The organism is Candidatus Neomarinimicrobiota bacterium, assembly GCA_012964825.1.
Classification (GTDB): Bacteria; Fidelibacterota; Marinisomatia; order Marinisomatales; family S15-B10; genus UBA2125.
Genome location: DTTI01000082.1, coordinates 23204 through 39351, shown reverse-complemented (window position 1 = coordinate 39351; position 16148 = coordinate 23204). Strand labels below are relative to the sequence as shown.

General features: G+C 48.5%; 14 protein-coding genes and 1 riboswitch. Of the genes, 13 read left to right on the top strand and 1 reads right to left on the bottom strand.

What is annotated here, in order from left to right:
• Positions 1 to 58 precede the first annotated feature (58 nt).
• The 3 genes from EYO21_08985 to EYO21_08975 are packed head-to-tail and all read left to right on the top strand — an operon-like array spanning position 59 to position 3268.
• A complete protein-coding gene (locus tag EYO21_08985) occupies positions 59 to 1018 on the top strand; it encodes an HD domain-containing protein (protein ID HIB03937.1) in 960 nt (319 codons plus the stop codon).
• Positions 939 to 1538 (top strand): hypothetical protein, encoded by a 600-nt coding sequence (locus EYO21_08980; GenBank protein HIB03936.1) that lies wholly within the window; start codon positions 939 to 941, stop codon positions 1536 to 1538. The genes EYO21_08985 and EYO21_08980 overlap by 80 nt, the downstream gene beginning before the upstream one ends.
• A complete protein-coding gene (locus tag EYO21_08975) occupies positions 1535 to 3268 on the top strand; it encodes a hypothetical protein (GenBank protein HIB03935.1) in 1734 nt (577 codons plus the stop codon). The genes EYO21_08980 and EYO21_08975 overlap by 4 nt, the downstream gene beginning before the upstream one ends.
• On the opposite strand, the gene EYO21_08970 is transcribed toward EYO21_08975, so the two are convergent.
• Positions 3265 to 5349: a hypothetical protein gene (locus EYO21_08970; protein ID HIB03934.1), complete on the bottom strand. Its 2085-nt coding sequence runs from the start codon at positions 5347 to 5349 to the stop codon at positions 3265 to 3267. The genes EYO21_08975 and EYO21_08970 overlap by 4 nt on opposite strands.
• Positions 5350 to 5390: 41 nt before the next feature.
• A riboswitch (cobalamin riboswitch) is annotated at positions 5391 to 5598 on the bottom strand.
• Between the two features lie 121 nt (positions 5599 to 5719).
• Here EYO21_08970 and EYO21_08965 point away from each other — a divergent pair.
• From EYO21_08965 to EYO21_08920, 10 genes are all read left to right on the top strand, one after another.
• Positions 5720 to 6247 (top strand): HNH endonuclease, encoded by a 528-nt coding sequence (locus tag EYO21_08965; protein ID HIB03933.1) that lies wholly within the window; start codon positions 5720 to 5722, stop codon positions 6245 to 6247.
• Positions 6244 to 7227 (top strand): tryptophan--tRNA ligase, encoded by a 984-nt coding sequence (gene trpS, locus EYO21_08960; protein HIB03932.1) that lies wholly within the window; start codon positions 6244 to 6246, stop codon positions 7225 to 7227. Before EYO21_08965 ends, trpS begins: the two co-directional genes overlap by 4 nt.
• Entirely contained in the window at positions 7224 to 7943 is a 720-nt protein-coding gene (locus tag EYO21_08955) for a segregation/condensation protein A (protein ID HIB03931.1), read from the top strand. The genes trpS and EYO21_08955 overlap by 4 nt, the downstream gene beginning before the upstream one ends.
• Positions 7943 to 8530: an SMC-Scp complex subunit ScpB gene (gene scpB / locus EYO21_08950; protein HIB03930.1), complete on the top strand. Its 588-nt coding sequence runs from the start codon at positions 7943 to 7945 to the stop codon at positions 8528 to 8530. The genes EYO21_08955 and scpB overlap by 1 nt, the downstream gene beginning before the upstream one ends.
• A 1-nt stretch (position 8531) precedes the next feature.
• Positions 8532 to 9260, top strand: a complete 729-nt coding sequence (locus EYO21_08945) for an rRNA pseudouridine synthase (protein ID HIB03929.1) — start codon at positions 8532 to 8534, stop codon at positions 9258 to 9260.
• Positions 9261 to 9365: 105 nt separating this feature from the next.
• Positions 9366 to 10049 (top strand): (d)CMP kinase, encoded by a 684-nt coding sequence (locus EYO21_08940; GenBank protein ID HIB03928.1) that lies wholly within the window; start codon positions 9366 to 9368, stop codon positions 10047 to 10049.
• The gene (locus EYO21_08935; GenBank protein HIB03927.1) at positions 10042 to 11982 is read left to right on the top strand and encodes a 30S ribosomal protein S1; all 1941 of its coding nucleotides are present in this window, start codon (positions 10042 to 10044) and stop codon (positions 11980 to 11982) included. The genes EYO21_08940 and EYO21_08935 overlap by 8 nt, the downstream gene beginning before the upstream one ends.
• A 30-nt stretch (positions 11983 to 12012) precedes the next feature.
• Positions 12013 to 12993, top strand: a complete 981-nt coding sequence (locus EYO21_08930) for a YbbR-like domain-containing protein (GenBank protein ID HIB03926.1) — start codon at positions 12013 to 12015, stop codon at positions 12991 to 12993.
• Positions 12990 to 13985, top strand: coding sequence for a tRNA (adenosine(37)-N6)-threonylcarbamoyltransferase complex transferase subunit TsaD (gene tsaD / locus EYO21_08925; GenBank protein HIB03925.1), 996 nt, complete (start codon positions 12990 to 12992; stop codon positions 13983 to 13985). Before EYO21_08930 ends, tsaD begins: the two co-directional genes overlap by 4 nt.
• 12 nt (positions 13986 to 13997) lie before the next feature.
• Positions 13998 to 16133, top strand: a complete 2136-nt coding sequence (locus EYO21_08920) for a hypothetical protein (GenBank protein ID HIB03924.1) — start codon at positions 13998 to 14000, stop codon at positions 16131 to 16133.
• Positions 16134 to 16148: the final 15 nt, after the last annotated feature.

The following is a 16148-nucleotide window of genomic DNA, read 5'->3' as shown; positions in this document are numbered from 1 at the left end:
CAATAATACACCTTTGATCTCTTGACATTGTGTCACTCCAACCGTTAATTCTCATGCAGTGAAAAAGCTCGTACCCATCTCCAAGTTAAAAGTAGACGCCGACATCCAGGGTTTTTACCTATGTAAAGAGAAGCACCTGAGGAAAACTCGGTCCAGGGAATTCTATCTTGACCTTACACTAACGGATGCAACTGGTGAGATTGGTGCCAAAGTTTGGGACCAGGTTCAGGAGTTTAATGAGAAATTTGAGCAGGGCGACGCCGTCGCTGTCCGAGGCAGGATAGACACCTTCCAGGACCGCAACCAGATCATTGTGGGGCGTATCAATAAGGCAACGGAGGCAAAATATGCCAGGTACGGCTTCAAACCGGAGGCCCTGGTACCCGTATCACCCCACGATCCGGTGCGGATGTGGACATCCCTGGGAGCCATCATCCAAAAAATGGAGAATCAGTTCCTTAAAAAACTGGTGTCCCAGCTTTACCGGAAACACAAGGACAGACTCATGTTCATGCCGGCGTCCATATCCATGCACTACACCTACCGTTCCGGCTACCTGGAACATGTGCTCTCCATGGCAAAGCTTGGTGTCACTCAGGCAAAGCATTACAGTGCTAATATTGATATGCTTCTTGCTGGAATCCTCCTTCACGGCATTGGTAAGGTTCGGGAGCTCACTGATGCATTCATGCCGGAATATTCTGATGAGGGTAATTTCATCGGTCATTCCGTTCTTGGTAGGGATATGATCAGGGAAGAGGCGGCGGAGATCAAAAACTTTCCTGATGATCTATTACTGGAACTGGAGCATCTCATTATGTGCCATGAGGGAGGCTTCGATTCTCGGTATAGAAACCGTGCCCGGACAAAAGAAGCGCTTTTGCTTCAAGCTCTGGACAACCTAGATACAAAGGTTAGCTTATTTAACAGAATTTTGGATGAAGACAGTGAAGACGGTGACTGGACCAGCAGAAGGAATTACTTCGGAGCAGCGCTCTACAAGGGTGACAGACCGTAAGCTGAGTAATCTCAGCCGCGGCGCCATGTTTGTGGCGCTGGCCGTCGGTTCAGGATTCGCCCTGCTCATGGTTCCCAACATTGAACTGATTACTGCTGTGGTATTTACTTCTGGAGTCTACGTCGGAACAGGATGGGGACTCACCGTGGGAATCGTTGCCGAATTTATTTTCAGTGCCGCCAATCCACTTGGGTCAGGAGTCGTTTTTCTTCCAATGTTGCTGGCACAGATGTGCGGCATGGGACTTGTGGGTGCCGTGGGTGGGAGATTCAGAGGCTTGGCCAGATCATCTGACTGGACGTGGCGCAGGAGAACGTTTTTCGGCGCTGCCGGTGTTGTATTGACTTTTATATTTGATGCTCTGACGACCCTCAGCTATCCTCTGGCCGCCGGCTATCCCGTCACACAGACAGCTGCCCTGTTTGTCACCGGTATCGGCTTTACTTTCCTCCATCAGGTAGCGAACGGTGTCATCTTCGCCACCGCCTTGCCGAAAGTTTTTTCCAGACTCAAGCCGTGAACAGACGGAATCAGTTGCTTCCGGCGCTCGTGTTGGCGGTTTCATTTCTGCGTGCGTACGGCTTTTCCGCTGGGGTTGTTCCCTTTGACTGGAGCGGTCAGTGGGGTCTTGTTCACAGGTACGGTTTTTCTGGGTGGGGTGTGGAAAGGGTGGTGTCGCCCCTTCATTTTGACGGCAACTTTGCCCACTGGCCAGCAAGGTACCGTTTCCCATTTCTTTCCAGTATTGATTCGGATGAGAATGAGCTTGGCCTGAATACCTCACTGTGGTATCGGACCGGGGACTACAGCCTGGATGAGTTGAGCTTAGACATACTCTCAAAATCGCCTGAACGGAGGTTTACACGCTTTCGTGCCCTGAAGAAAAATTTTGAGGATTACCACGGCCTGCTGGATCCGTTGGCTCGACCTGGTGGGACAGTCCAGCAAAACTACCGTTTCGATCATGTCACCGGGAACAGCAAAGGTGGCCGATGGCAGATAGCATCAGCATTTTATCTAACCACAGATGCCATTCCGTACGGCTCTTACGGCATTTGGGAGAAAGGGGCTGAGCGGAGCGAAAAAATCATCTCTAACGGCCTCAGTTACAGCGGCAATAGAGGTAATGTCAAATACAAGGTTGAGGGATCGTCATTTCTTCAGCGGTACAGAATCACACGGTTGCTGGAGGACGTCACCCAATGGTCGGCTGATCTCATGAGCAACCGTCTTCATGCCATTGGTGAAATGCCTGTGAGAAAAGGTTTTTCACTCTTTCTCTCCGGAACAGGGCGAGTGAGCGTCGTCAGTTCCGACACTCTTGGTAATCAGTCATTATCTTTTATAGGGGTCTCGGGGGGCGTACACATGCGGGCATCAGACCTGGAGAGCAGAGCAGGCATGGGCGTTTCCGCAGTTTTTCCAGGGGAAATGGCACCCAATTTTCAAGGCCACTTCCGACTGAAAAGGGGGAAGAGCGAACTCTTTCTGGATCTAAAGCACAATCTTCAACCGCTGCCGTTTCAGTTCACGGGACGTCCATTTCTGTTTGTACCTGATTCATTTACGCCTACCATGGTTCCCACTGTCCGTCCCGATTCCAGTGCCACCATGCCGACCCGAACGGTGATGCGGATCGGTGCCGAGATGAGGTGGGACAGAGCGTCCGGTGAAGTGACGCTGTTCGCTTCCCAGGCTACACCGCATCACTACTTTGAGAGTACTACGGAGATTGCAGGTATTAAGATGATCAGATTGAACAGAGATCAGATTTCGAAAGTTACTGGAGCCATGTGGGGTAGCCGTATCAACTACTTTCGTGATTGGGTTCTTTCACTGAGAGGTATTTCACTCCTTGGGAGCGAGTCCGGGTGGGGAAATCTCTTCGATCACCAGGGAGAAATGGCTTTACATTTCCGGGAACATCTTTTTCAGAAAAGGATGGATGCCCGAATCAATCTCTCTTTTAATTACTGGAGCGGCAGAACCAGTTTTATCTGGGACCCCATTCTTAATCTGGGCTATTCTAATGCTACCACCACACCTTCGCGCAATACGGCGGGCATTATCACCGCCGAGTTTAAGGCTGTTATCTCATCAGTGGAAATTTCTTATGTACTCACCAATGTGCAGTACATCATGGAGAGTGCATCAGGGGGCACTTCCGGCACCACTTTTTCGGCGTCGCCCCTTTTCCCTCCCGCTGGGCGACTGGCCTACTTCTCCGTCCGGTTGAATCTCAACGACTAAAGTTCCAGCCCAACAGCCATGAAAATGGTTCTGCCGGGCTCGGGGTAGTCATAGACGGACTGGAGATCTTTGGTATCCAGCATATTCCGGACGCCTCCTTCCAAATTGACGTTGAACTGACTTACCGAAAAGCTGTAGTTCAGAGCCCCGTCCATCCGCTCGTAGGGCCTTAGTAATTCCCCTTCACCGTAGCTGTAGCGGCGCTCACCCAGGCTCCGGACGTTGAGGTTGGCCGCCAATCCCCCTAGCTTCAGTTCCACTTCAGCCCAGAGTGATGTGGGAGGGACATAAAGAAGGGATTTTCCCTTGTCATTGCCTTCAGAGAGAATTTGGCTCTCCGTACTTTCAGTACCTAAGCGTATGACAACGGGGAGGGAGTTCGGGAGAAACTGAGCTGACATTCGCATAACGGATGATTCAGATTTCAGAATATTTTGTGGAGAATAGACCCATGCATCATCCGGCGCCCACTGGATGAGGTTGTCCGTAATGAAATAGGAAACGCCAGCAGAGAATTGCAATTGATTTTCAAGTATGGGTCTTAAGTCCACTTTCATGTTTGATGACATACCCCGCTCAGGTATCAGATCGGGATTCCCTTTGGAGTATCCCATAGCATCTTCCCAGAAGAGGTCGTTAAAGGTAGGGTTCCGGTAACTGGTTCCACCACTAACCGCCACCGACTGTACCATACTCTCCTCCGGAGACCACAATAACGCCAGGTTTCCAGTGGCAATCTTGTTGTCTGAATGGTCATCCCAGTCCAGCCGGACGCTGGGAGAGATCGTGAGTTGTGACCCCACACGAATCTGAGAAAGGAGGCCGGCAGCACCAGTGGCCATGACGTGCTTACCTGCATCGTTGCTCTTAACATCCACCTGGGCAACTTCCAGGCTCACCGTATTCGTAAAATTTTGGTCAGGCTGACTCCGATGGATGAGCCGAAGCCGGTTGTTGGCTGTCTTATGCTGCGAATCGACGGCCCAGTCCGGATTGGTGTAATGTTCATCGGACTGAAAAGAGCCGGCATAAACTTCACTGTATCCCCATCTGGAAACGGTCCGCCCGCTCACAAGTAGAAGCATATCTTCATTATTCTTGTAGGCGCTAGGGGAAGGGTACTGAACCGACCCGGGAATACCCCTTTCAGTCAGGGAAGCCAGGAGATAGCTGTTAACACTCCAGCCTCCCACGGCCGGCAGAGTCAGTTTTACAACCACCGCATCCTGGGCGAACTGGTTGTTCTCACGATAATTCCCTTCACTTTCGAAGCGGTTACCGTGCAGCGATGCGGACATCTCTCCCACCCGAAATGTCGATTCGCCGCTGGTTCCCTGTTCACCCAGTGATCCAACGCGGAATTTCAGAAAGTTTCTCCCCGCTGCCGGCAGGAGATTGAGTGTTCCGCCTACGGCGTGGGAGCCGTAAAGGGAGGAGGCTTGCCCAGGATAGAACTCAGCGTGGGAAAAGAACTCTGCCGGCAGGGTGCTGAAATCGACGATGCCATTCTGGGGTGAGTTCAGCGGGAAGCCGTCCAACATCACAAGTATATGCTCTGAATAACCTGTGGGGGAAGAGACAGTCTTCAGTCCCGCCGGGCCGCCGTAATCGCGGACCTGAATCCCTAGGCGGTCAAGCTTTTCCCCGATGCTGTTTCCGCTGGCGGGATATTTTTGCAATTCCACGGCACGGTGACTCACCGGTAGCTGAAGACTCTCCCGGTTGTAGAGGTTGCCATAAACAACAACAGGATCAAAACGGTATGTTTTTATCTCCATGGTGATCTCGCCGCCTAGCCTGTTCATCTCCTGAATGGATATCTCTACCGGCTGAAATGCGGAGTGACTAATAAGGAGTTTCCGACTCTCTTCACCGTCGGTTTGCAGAATGAAACGTCCCTCTCTGTCGGAGGTGGTACCTGCTTCACCATCTTTGAGATAGACGTTTGCATATGGTATGCCTCTCCCGTCCGGGCCTGTAACCCAGCCGATAAGAAGCGCTGTTGTCTGGCCAGTCAAAATTTGAGCTATAGCCAAACCTATGATAAGGGGGAAAATATATTTAAAATGAGGTGTCATCATTCTCTCCTTTCCCTCGAAAGTACTTTCTATCAATGGATAGATACTGAGAATTTCAACTGGGCAGATATCCTGACTTGCGCTTCACCGTCTGGCTCCACCTTCCCGTCCGTGATTAATTGGACAGTGGCTTCCACACGTGTGTGGATTGGAGTTTCCTCAGCGCTCACAGTAGCGGGGCTGCACCCGATTTGCACGGGTTTCCCTGCCGCAATCAACTTGTCAAACAGTGCCTGAATGTACTGTTTTTCTCGTCGGAGAGCAAAGGCTTTTGCCTTGATTCCGTCTGAGGCTTAGGATAAATTCCGCGAATAATTACAGTGATTGTTCGATCTGAAAAATATTGAAGACGTTTAAAAGACATGTGAACGGAATTCTCAACAGGCAAGTACTGGTCTTGAACCAGAACTATCACCCCCTTCTTGTCTGCACAGCCCGCCGGGCCATCTCCCTTGCTTATCTTGGCAAAGTAGAGATTGTTGAAAAGTACCGGGAGACCGTTCATTCACCTTCCGTTTCCTTGCCCCTGCCAAGTGTGGTGAAGCTCGATAGGTTCATTCATGTAAGGGAGAGCAGCATTGTCCTTTCTAGGCGGAACATTCTGAAAAGGGACAGACACCAATGCCAGTTCTGCGAAAGGCAGAGTGTCCCTATGACGCTGGATCATGTAATTCCCAAAGAACGAAATGGTCCGGACACTTGGGAGAACCTGGTCTGTTGTTGCCATACTTGTAACAGGGCAAAAGGGAACCGCACGCCTAATGAGGCGGGGATGAAACTCATGCGCCCACCGAAGAAACCCACAAGAATTCATTACATCAGACAGTTCGTGAAACGGGAACAGTCAGCCTGGCGGCCCTACCTCTATATGGAACCGATACGGACAAGGGCGCTTGCTTGAAGAAAAGGCGCATCCTGAGCGGGATTCAGCCGTCCGGCAACCTCCACATCGGAAACTACTTTGGAATGATGAAGCCGATGATCGATCTGCAGGTTGAGAACGAGCTGTTCTGTTTTCTCCCGAACTATCATGCTCTTACATCCCAGACAGACGGAGATGCGTTGAGGAAAAACACTATCGAAGCTGCTGCCGATTTTCTTTCTCTCGGCATGGACCCTGAAAGGTCTGTATTCTGGGTTCAATCTGATGTGCCAGAAGTGACAGAACTGACCTGGATTTTGAACAATGTTACCAGTGTTGGTATGCTGGAGCGAGCCACCTCCTACAAAGACAAAGTGAGTCAGGGTCTACCTGCCCACCACGGTCTATTCAGTTACCCTGTCCTTATGACGGCTGACATTTTGCTCTTTGGAACCGAGGTAGTCCCAGTGGGAAAAGATCAGAAGCAGCACCTTGAAATGGCCAGGGACATAGCCGTCAAATTCAATACCATTTACGGAGAAACTTTTGTTGTACCAGAAGCGCTTATCGCTGAGGAGACGGGCCTTATCCCGGGTATAGACGGGCAGAAAATGTCAAAATCTTACGACAATACGCTAGAAATTTTTTGTGAAAAGGACTTCCTCGCCAATAAGGTAATGGATATTGTTACAGACAACACACCTCCGGATGAACCGAAAGAGACAGAAAACAACGCACTGTTCATGATCTACTCTCTTTTTCTTGAAGAAAGTGGGAGAAAGGCTCTCAAGGTAAGATTTCAAACTCCTGGTCTGAAGTATGCCGAAGTGAAAAAGGAACTGGTGGATGTCATCTGGGATTTTTTTGAGCCTTACCGTGAAAAGCGTAACAGCCTGTACGCTGACGATGCTACCATTGTAAAGATTTTGAAAGAAGGAGCGGAAAAGGCGAGGGATGCGGCGGAGCCCTACCTGAAAATGGTCCGGGCAAGAACGGGCATCCTGTATTGGGATTCATGAGCTATCAGATTGAACTAGAAAATTTTGCTGGTCCCCTCGATTTACTCCTCTTTTTCATCAAACGGGACGAGATCGATATCATGGACATACCCATCGCCCACATCACCAAGGAGTATTTCGACTATATTGAAGCGCTTCAGACCCTTAATGTGACTGTTGCTGGTGATTTCATGGTGATGGCAGCGACGCTTATGCACATCAAGGCTAAAATGCTTTTGCCTTCCGTGAGCGAAGAGGACGATGAAGAATTCGAAGATCCTAGGACCACCCTGATACACCAACTCTTGGAATATCAGCGCTACAAGGAGGCCGCCAGCAATCTCAACGAAATGAATACACTCGAGAGCCAGAAATACGGTCATTCTATGGCTGTGGATTCGGCGACGATGGAAGAGGATCCGAGCTTCTACCTGGAGGATGTGACTCTCTTTGAGTTGGTAACAGTATTCAAGAAGGTCCTTGAGCAAGTGCCGCCTGCGGTTCAGTATGAGGTACACCGGGAAGAGGTACGTGTCAAGGAAAAAGTGGCCATGATCCTGAGCCGTTTCGTGGAAAAAAGTCAGATCATGTTTTCAGAACTTTTCCCGAAGTTTTCTTCTCGGCAGGATGTTATTGTCACATTTATTGCCGTTTTAGAACTGATTAGGGACGGCCTGATAAGGGTCCACCAAAAGAAACTTTTCGATGATATTTTGTTGGAGCGGTTTGAAGCGTAATGGCGAAGAAAAAGATTTCCAAAAAAGATCTTCGTGTGGTGGAGGCGCTGTTGTTTGCTTCAGAGAAAGTACTCACTCAAGCAAAACTGAATGTCTGTTTTGATGATGGCACAGCGCCGGCACTTCCTAGTGTGGTGGAGACCCTTCAGAAAGAGTATGAAAAAAGTGAGCGTGCTTTTTCCATTGAAAAAGTGGCAGGTGGCTTCCGACTCACCACTCTTACCGAGTACGCTCCGTGGGTTCGTAAGCTCTTTACAAGGGTAGGCAAAACACCCCTTTCACAGGCAGCCTTGGAAACCTTGGCCGTGGTGGCCTACAAGGGCCCTGCCAGTCGGGCGGTAGTGGAAAGTATTAGAGGAGTGAACAGTGCCGGTGTCATCAAAACGCTCTTGGAAAGGAAACTGATTAAGATCAGTGGAAGAGCGAAAGGACCGGGGCGTCCTTTACTTTATTCCGCCACAGAACAGTTTTTACTTTCTTTCGGCCTCAATTCAACTTCGGATCTGCCCAAATTGAAAGAAATCTCAGAGCTCATCGCTGAAGGAAACGACAGTACCGGTGCAGAAGAAGATTTCCAGCCGGCTTAGGATGAGGTTGATTAGGTATCTAGCCGGTGCCGGCGTCGAATCCCGCCGAAAATGTGAATTAATTATAAAAAGGGGCAAAGTCACTGTCAACGGGAAGAATGAGATGGATCCTTTCAGAATCATCTCACCGTCAGACAATGTTGAACTGGATCAAACCCTACTCAAAATGCCCACTGAGAAAACGATTGTTATCTTGCATAAACCTGCCGGTGTAGTCACCACCGCAAGTGATACTCACGGTCGAAAAACGGTCCTTGATCTGGTCTCCAATATGGATTCTCGGCTTTTTCCAGTGGGGCGCCTTGACAAAGAGACAACAGGAATTCTTCTTCTGACCGATGACGGAGATCTTGCATACCGTCTTACCCATCCCAAGTTTGGTGTGGAGAAAATTTATGAGGCCACTGCTGACCGTTTTTTGACTGATACTGAAATCAAATCGATTTTTTCCGGTATTGATATTGGTGAAGAGGAGATTGGGCAAGCGGAGGTAATTGATCAGACGGACACGGCAAATGGCGCCAAGATCACAATGAAACTTCACCACGGAAAGAAGCGGGAGATTAGAAGGATTTTCCGAGAGATGGGTCTGAAATTAATACACCTTCACAGAAGTGCCTTCGCTGGTCTGGAGCTGGGGAATCTCGCCTCTGGAGAACAGAGGAATTTATCTCACGAAGAGCGTAATGTGCTGGGAATATCAGTCGATTTGATAAAAAACGTTTTTTAAGGTTACTGTTTTGGTCATTTTCGGCTCATACCTAAATTACTGGGCTTTTTGAAAGTCAGTTGATTTCAATAACCACAGCAAATCATTGCAGTTAGGTGGCTGGTGATGATTGTCGCTATTGACGGCACAGCCGGTTCCGGCAAGAGCACTACTGCAAAGGGTGTTGCCGAGAAACTCGGTTTTCTCTATCTGGACACCGGTGCTATGTACCGGGCCGCCACCGCCGCTGTTCTCTCAGCTTCAATTGATAGTGATGACGAGTCGGCGGTGTCAGATTGTGTTGAAACCATCGAAATCGATTTCGATGAAAGCGGCCGTCTTATCTTCCTCAATGGTATGGACGTTTCCCAGACTATCAGAGGCCGGGAAGTGACTCAAAACGTCAGTGCTGTCAGCGCTTACCCTCGAGTGAGGAAACGAATGGTTGCCATGCAGCGGGAGATCGCCGGTTATCGCGATTTTGTCGTGGAAGGAAGAGACATCGGTACAGTGGTCTTCCCCAACGCCGATTTCAAGTTCTTCATAGTTGCGAGTATTGAAGAACGGGCGAAACGCCGACAGAAAGACCTGGCCGGGTTGGGTATTGAACAGACTGTAAATGATATCGTCAAAAATTTGAAACGGCGTGATGCTCTGGATTCTTCCAGAGAGGTATCTCCTCTTACAAAGTCTGAAGATGCTGTAGAGGTGGATACGACATCAATGACCATAGAACAACAGATCGATCTTATTGTTACACATGTTAGGGATCGATCGATAAAAAAGGAGACACAATCAACAAGTGAGTGATAGAATTATGACAGAAGAAGAAATAACAGAAGAGCCGGCAGAGACTGTAGCTGAGGAACCTGAATCCACGACCCCGGATGAGGATAATGGAGAAATGGATTTAGCTTCTGTTGAATATCAAGAGATTGTAAAGGACTATTTGGATCCGGGCCTCATGAACGGCATTCGCATTATCGAAGCTTCTGAGCTCTCCCATGAGAATGCCGAGGAGGTTTCTGTCCCAAGTGAGGAGATGGAGAAATATATCGAGACATTTTCTGACATAGCCCAGAATCAGATTATCAAAGGCCGGGTGATCGGGCAAAATGAAAAAGAGATCATCATGGATATCGGCTTCAAGTCAGAGGGTATTATTCCCAGGTCAGAATTCAGCGGTGCCGAACCTCCAAGCCTAGGTGATTCCATTGAGGTTTACCTTGAGAAAATTGAGGACAAAAATGGTCAGACCATCCTTTCCAAAGAAAAAGCTGTATGGATGAAAGGGTGGCTGAAACTAATGCAGATTCAAAAGGAGGACGGTACAGTCAACGGCACCATCACCCGTCGAATAAAAGGCGGTCTTGTGGTAGATGTGGATGGTATACAAGCGTTCCTCCCCGGCTCTCAGATAGACGTCAGACCCGTTCAGGATTTTGACAATTTCCTTGGTAAGGAGATGGAATTCAAGATCGTTAAGATTAATCAGCTCAGGAAGAACGTTGTTCTGTCCCGCAAAGCTTTGCTTTACAACACCCTGAGGGAGCAAAGAGAATCTCTGTTCGATGAGGTCGAACCTGGTCAGATTGTGGAAGGTGTTGTAAAGAATATTACAGATTTCGGCGTTTTCGTCGATCTAGGAGGTGTGGACGGCCTCTTACACATCACTGACTTGTCATGGGGCCGCGTTAATCATCCCTCTGAGATGACTGAAGTTGGAGAGACCATCAACGTCAAGATTATCGACATCGACAAGGACAAGCAACGCATTTCTCTCGGCCTGAAGCAATTGACGCCTCACCCGTGGGAAAATGTTGAAGAGAAGTTTCCCGTGGGGATGAAGATTTCCGGCAAGATTGTCAGCTTGACAAACTACGGCGCTTTTGTAGAGCTGGAGAACGGGGTAGAGGGTCTTGTGCATGTCTCAGAAATGTCTTGGACCCGCAGTGTTCACCGTCCTTCCGAGATTGTTCAGTTAGGGCAAGAAGTTGAGGCGCAGGTTCTCTCTATCGATACGGAAGAGAGAAAGATCGCCCTCGGCTTTAAGCAGCTTCAGCCTGATCCGTGGGAGGGTGTTGATGAGCGGTATACCGTTGGGCCTACGCTGAAAGGAACCATCCGCAATCTTACTCAGTTTGGTGCTTTTGTTGAACTGGAAGAGGGTGTAGACGGTTTGATCCATGTCTCAGACCTTTCATGGACCAAGGTAGTCCGTCACCCCAAAGAGATTTTGCGGAAGGGTGAAGAAGTGGAGGTGAAAGTTCTGGAAGTCTCCCGGGAAAATCATCGCATTGCATTGGGCCTGAAACAAACCATGGAAGATCCCTGGGATGATATAATCGCCCACTTTGAGGTAGGCAAAAATGTTGATGGAGCTGTCATTCGTACTCTTGACAAGGGAATCATTGTAGAGTTGGAGATGGATGTGGAAGGGATTGTCCCGGCTGATTCGCTACTCGAGGATGAAAAAGATCAAATTGTTAAATCTATCAAAGACGGACAGAAAATTCAGTGTGAGGTGGTGGAAGTAAAGCCTGAAGACAAAAAAGTAATTCTTACTTTTGTAGATGCTTTTTTCCAACCCGAAGTGCCTGCTGAAGAAGAGGCGTCTAAAACCGAAGAAGTCAAACCTGAGATTGAGGCATCTTCTGAGGGCCAGGAACCAGAAAATGAGCAAAATGATACTGAGGAAAAATCGGAATCTAACGAGGATACTGATTCGGAAGAGACTGAGTAGGGTATTAACAAGTTGTAATCTAGTGGTTCAGTGAATCCACAGACTTTTTCAAAAACAATCGAGGAAGGGCACCTATCAGTTTGGATCGGTGCTTTTTTTTTCGCCGTTGTTCTGTGGCTCTTTGTCATATCGGAACAAAGATATAACTATGTGGTTGAGATGCCAATCGAAGTTCGCAATATCAGGGAGGGCAAAACCCTCGGAGGGGAGGTGACACCGACCGCAGATGTTCGATTTAGCGCAACGGGCCGGGCTTTCCTGAAGACATTGCTCTTGAAATCATTGTCTGATTTCAAGCTGGTTCTGGACTTGGAACGTGTCAGCACAGAGTACGACTTTTATCTCAATGACTATTTCGATAAATACAGTCAGAAAGTGGTCGTTCCCCCAAGTTTTGAACTGGAGTTCGTTGAGGTGGTGCGCCCAGATTCGATTCACATTTCTCTTGACGATTATATGGTCAAACCTGTGACAGTAGTTTCCAGAGTGACCGTGGAGCCGGCGGCAGGATATATTATGGTGGGGAACAGTAACATTTCTCCCGGAAATATCGAACTCAAAGGGCCGCGGGAGATCATCATAAGTGTTGAGACCGTTGAAACAATTGAGCGAACTTTCCGTGCCGTTCAGGCATCAGTTCGCTCCAGTATACCGCTTCAGTTGGATTTTCCCCGTGTGGTGGAGGCATCTGACACGTTCGCAGTTTTCAGAGCTAATGTACAGAGCATTGGTGAAAGGATAATGTCTGAGGTGCCTGTGAATATCCTCAATATTCCTGAAAATATACGTGCTTTCCCAAATCCCTCAACCGTGTCACTTACTGTTACGGGAGGTGTCCAGTTTATCGCATCTCTGGAGCCTACCGATATCTATGTTTCCCTGGATTACAACGAATTCCAGGAAGGGGAGTTGTCTCAGGAACCGAGGGTTCAAGTCCCCGCTGATGTTCTGGACTGGCGGGATCTGTCTCCCAAAGCTATTGAACTGACCATACAACGCTTGCCGAAATGATCGTTCTCGGCATTGAGACGTCTTGTGACGAGACGGCCGCTGCTGTTTGCAAAGACGGTGAAGTCCTCTCTTCCGTGGTAGCCTCTCAGGAAGACCACGCCAAGTATGGTGGTGTTGTGCCGGAGGTTGCATCGCGAATGCACGAAAAATTGCTAATGGATACAGTGGAAACAGCACTTTCCAGAGCATCCATTGCAAAATTTGACCTCCAAGGAGTCGCAGTTACAAGAGGACCCGGTTTGATGGGCGCTTTGTTGACAGGCGTTAGTTTTTCCCGGGGGCTGGCAATGGGATTGAAAATTCCTCTTCTCGGTCTCAACCACATGGAAGCGCACATATTCGCGAACTTTATCGCTTATCCTGAGTTAGAATTTCCGTTCATCTGTCTTCTGGTCTCCGGCGGTCATACTCAAATCTGGAAAGTTGACGGTCTCGATGATTACAGCCTCATGGGTGAAACACGGGACGATGCTGCAGGTGAGGCATTTGACAAGGGAGCAAGGATTCTTGGTCTCGGTTATCCCGGCGGGATCGAAATTGAGAAAGCAGCTGAGGGAGGTGATTCCGCCGCTGTGAGTTTCCCGCGAGCCTTTTCAAAGACGGATTTAATTGAATTCAGTTTCAGTGGTTTGAAGACATCACTTCTAAGATACGTGGAAAATCTTGGCGGCAAAGTGCCGGAAGATCAAATGCCTGATGTAGCAGCCAGTTATCAAAGGGCCATTGTTGATAGTCTCCTGTCAAAACTTCAGCTTGCCATCGACAAGACGGGAACAGGTACAGCACTCATAGGCGGCGGGGTGGCTGCGAACATGGAGCTGAGAGAAAAGGCCGGTAAACTGTTTCCCGATTGCAATATTCTTTACCCAGACATTGATCTCTGCACAGACAATGCAGCGATGATCGCTTTTCTCGGTGAAATCTATCTGCGTGATGGGAAATCTTCTGAGCATAGCCTTTGTGTCGTTCCAAATCTGAAACTTTCTGATTAGAGTCTTCCATAAATGTCACCCGTTGTTCCATCCTGGCTGCTTCTGATCCTGGTAATTGTTGCGTTTTTGTTTGTCAGGTTGAGTTACAGACAGCAAACAGGCAATAGCGACAGAATTCACAGGCTGCTCACCTTCTTTCGGTTATCCGTTTTTCTTTTGATTGTGTTTTTGGCGGCAAACATTCAGTGGGTCCGGACCGGTTCGCTTAATAAGAAACCGCTTATCAAGATTTTTTTTGACAACTCAGTTTCCGCTGGCTATCATCAATCTGTTTCCAAACAATCTTTGCTCAATGGTTACGAAGAGATTCTTAATGTTGTGGATGAGTTGGCTTACAATGAACCCACTGATTTTAGCATTGAGGCTTTCACATTTGGTGAAACTGTATCACCTCTCTCCGGAAGTCCGCTGGGGATGGGGATAAATGAATCATCCACAGACCTTTCGGCCGTTCTCACTTCGTCTTCAGAACTGGCCGGAGACGAAGAACTGAACGGTGTCATTATTGTAAGCGACGGTCAGACCACCGTGGGTGCTGATCCCGTCAGCAGTGCCGGCGATGTGAAGGTTCCGATTTACACTATAGGAATCGGTGAACCGCTCAGGATGGTGGATATCCGGATCAACAGTGTGGAAGTCCCCACCGTGTCGATTCGTGGCGAGATGGTGTCTGCCAAAGTGACCATTGAATCATTTGGGAAAATAGATCAGCGGGTGCACGTTTCACTGGAGAAAGGAGGTGCTCTCCTCGGTACCCAAATTATTGCGCCGAGTGGTGAGGGGAGCAGTCAGATTGTACGGTTTCAGTTTGAAGCGGACCAGATCGGAAATGAAGAATACGTGGTACAAGCTTCCTCAGTTAAAGATGAGATCAATATTGACAATAACCGTTATCCATTTTCACTCAGCGTCTTGAAAGACCGTTTCAGAGTGGCACTCATTACAGGTGCTCCCTCATTCAATACTCGTTTTCTCAAGCTCGTCCTGGAGAGCGAGCCAAAACTGTCTGTGGAACACTTCGTTCAGCAATTGAGTGGGTGGGTACCGACAATTGCCAATTTCTGGCGACAATCCTACGATCTGATTATACTTGACAATTTTCCTACTTCAACCACACCTAACAGGTGGTCCGAGGATTTGGCCCGGAAACTAGACCAAGGCAAGACCGCTGTAGCCTTGATTGCTGGGGAAGCTCTTTCTGAGGATAAGTTGTTAGCCTATCTGTCAATCCTCGGCCTACAGCCTCTTGGTGGAAAGACCCGGACGGGGGGTCAGTTCCCAGTGGAGGCCATTTCCGAAAGTTCCGATCCCATGAAGTTTTTTGAGTTGGATTGGTCACAATTTCCGCCACTTTCACCAAAAATCTTAGTGGAGCCGGGAGAAGAGAGGATGGTCACTACGGCACAACTGTCAGCTCTGTCACCAATTCCTCTAATCATTGCAGGGAAAATGCCTGATTTTTACCAAAAAATCCAGACTGTGAGGCGTTATGTTTTTACGTCAGCTGATCTTTGGCACCTCTATTTCCGGGGAAAGGGCACCGAAGTCAATGCCGCAGTGAAAGAGTATTGGGTAAACCTGTGGAGATGGCTTGTGGCAATGAGTGGCGAAGAGGACCGATATTTCCGAATGACAAAATCGACCTTTCAGAGAGGGGAGGAAGCATCTATCGAAGGGGCATTTTCCAGTATGAACACCAAACAGTTACAGGGAGGCATATGGTGGCGGATTTCGCGTACCGACATGGAGGAGACTCTTGTTCCGCTAACTAAAGAAAATGAGAGTGACATGTGGAAAGGTTCCTTTATTGCCGCTGAACCCGGTAGATATAAATATTGGACTCTTATAGCTGATGAACAGTTCTCAGAAGAGGAACCTCACGGTGTATTCTTCGTTGAACAGGCACTGTTAGAGCTCAAAAATGTTTATTTGGACAAAGAATCCCTGGAGAGTATATCAGAATTGACAGGCGGTAATTACCTGCCCTGGTCCGAGAGGTTAAACCTAGTTGATCATTTGACAATCAAACCTCGAAAGGAAGTTTTTTCTCAGACCGTTGACCTTTCTCACTGGTCCCCATTCCTCATCTTACTTCTAGTTTTTCTCGCAGCAGAATGGGCATTGAGGCGCGCCAAAGGTCTTCAGTAGGGTTTTTCACTAACT

Coding starts and splice junctions, on each gene's coding strand:
- EYO21_08920 (HIB03924.1), top strand. CDS start 13,998: ATGTCACCCGTTGTTCCATCCTGGCTGCTTCTGATCCTGGTAATTGTT.
- scpB (HIB03930.1), top strand. CDS start 7,943: ATGGCGAAGAAAAAGATTTCCAAAAAAGATCTTCGTGTGGTGGAGGCG.
- EYO21_08955 (HIB03931.1), top strand. CDS start 7,224: ATGAGCTATCAGATTGAACTAGAAAATTTTGCTGGTCCCCTCGATTTA.
- EYO21_08970 (HIB03934.1), bottom strand. CDS start 5,349: ATGATGACACCTCATTTTAAATATATTTTCCCCCTTATCATAGGTTTG.
- EYO21_08980 (HIB03936.1), top strand. CDS start 939: ATGAAGACAGTGAAGACGGTGACTGGACCAGCAGAAGGAATTACTTCG.
- tsaD (HIB03925.1), top strand. CDS start 12,990: ATGATCGTTCTCGGCATTGAGACGTCTTGTGACGAGACGGCCGCTGCT.
- EYO21_08940 (HIB03928.1), top strand. CDS start 9,366: ATGATTGTCGCTATTGACGGCACAGCCGGTTCCGGCAAGAGCACTACT.
- EYO21_08945 (HIB03929.1), top strand. CDS start 8,532: ATGAGGTTGATTAGGTATCTAGCCGGTGCCGGCGTCGAATCCCGCCGA.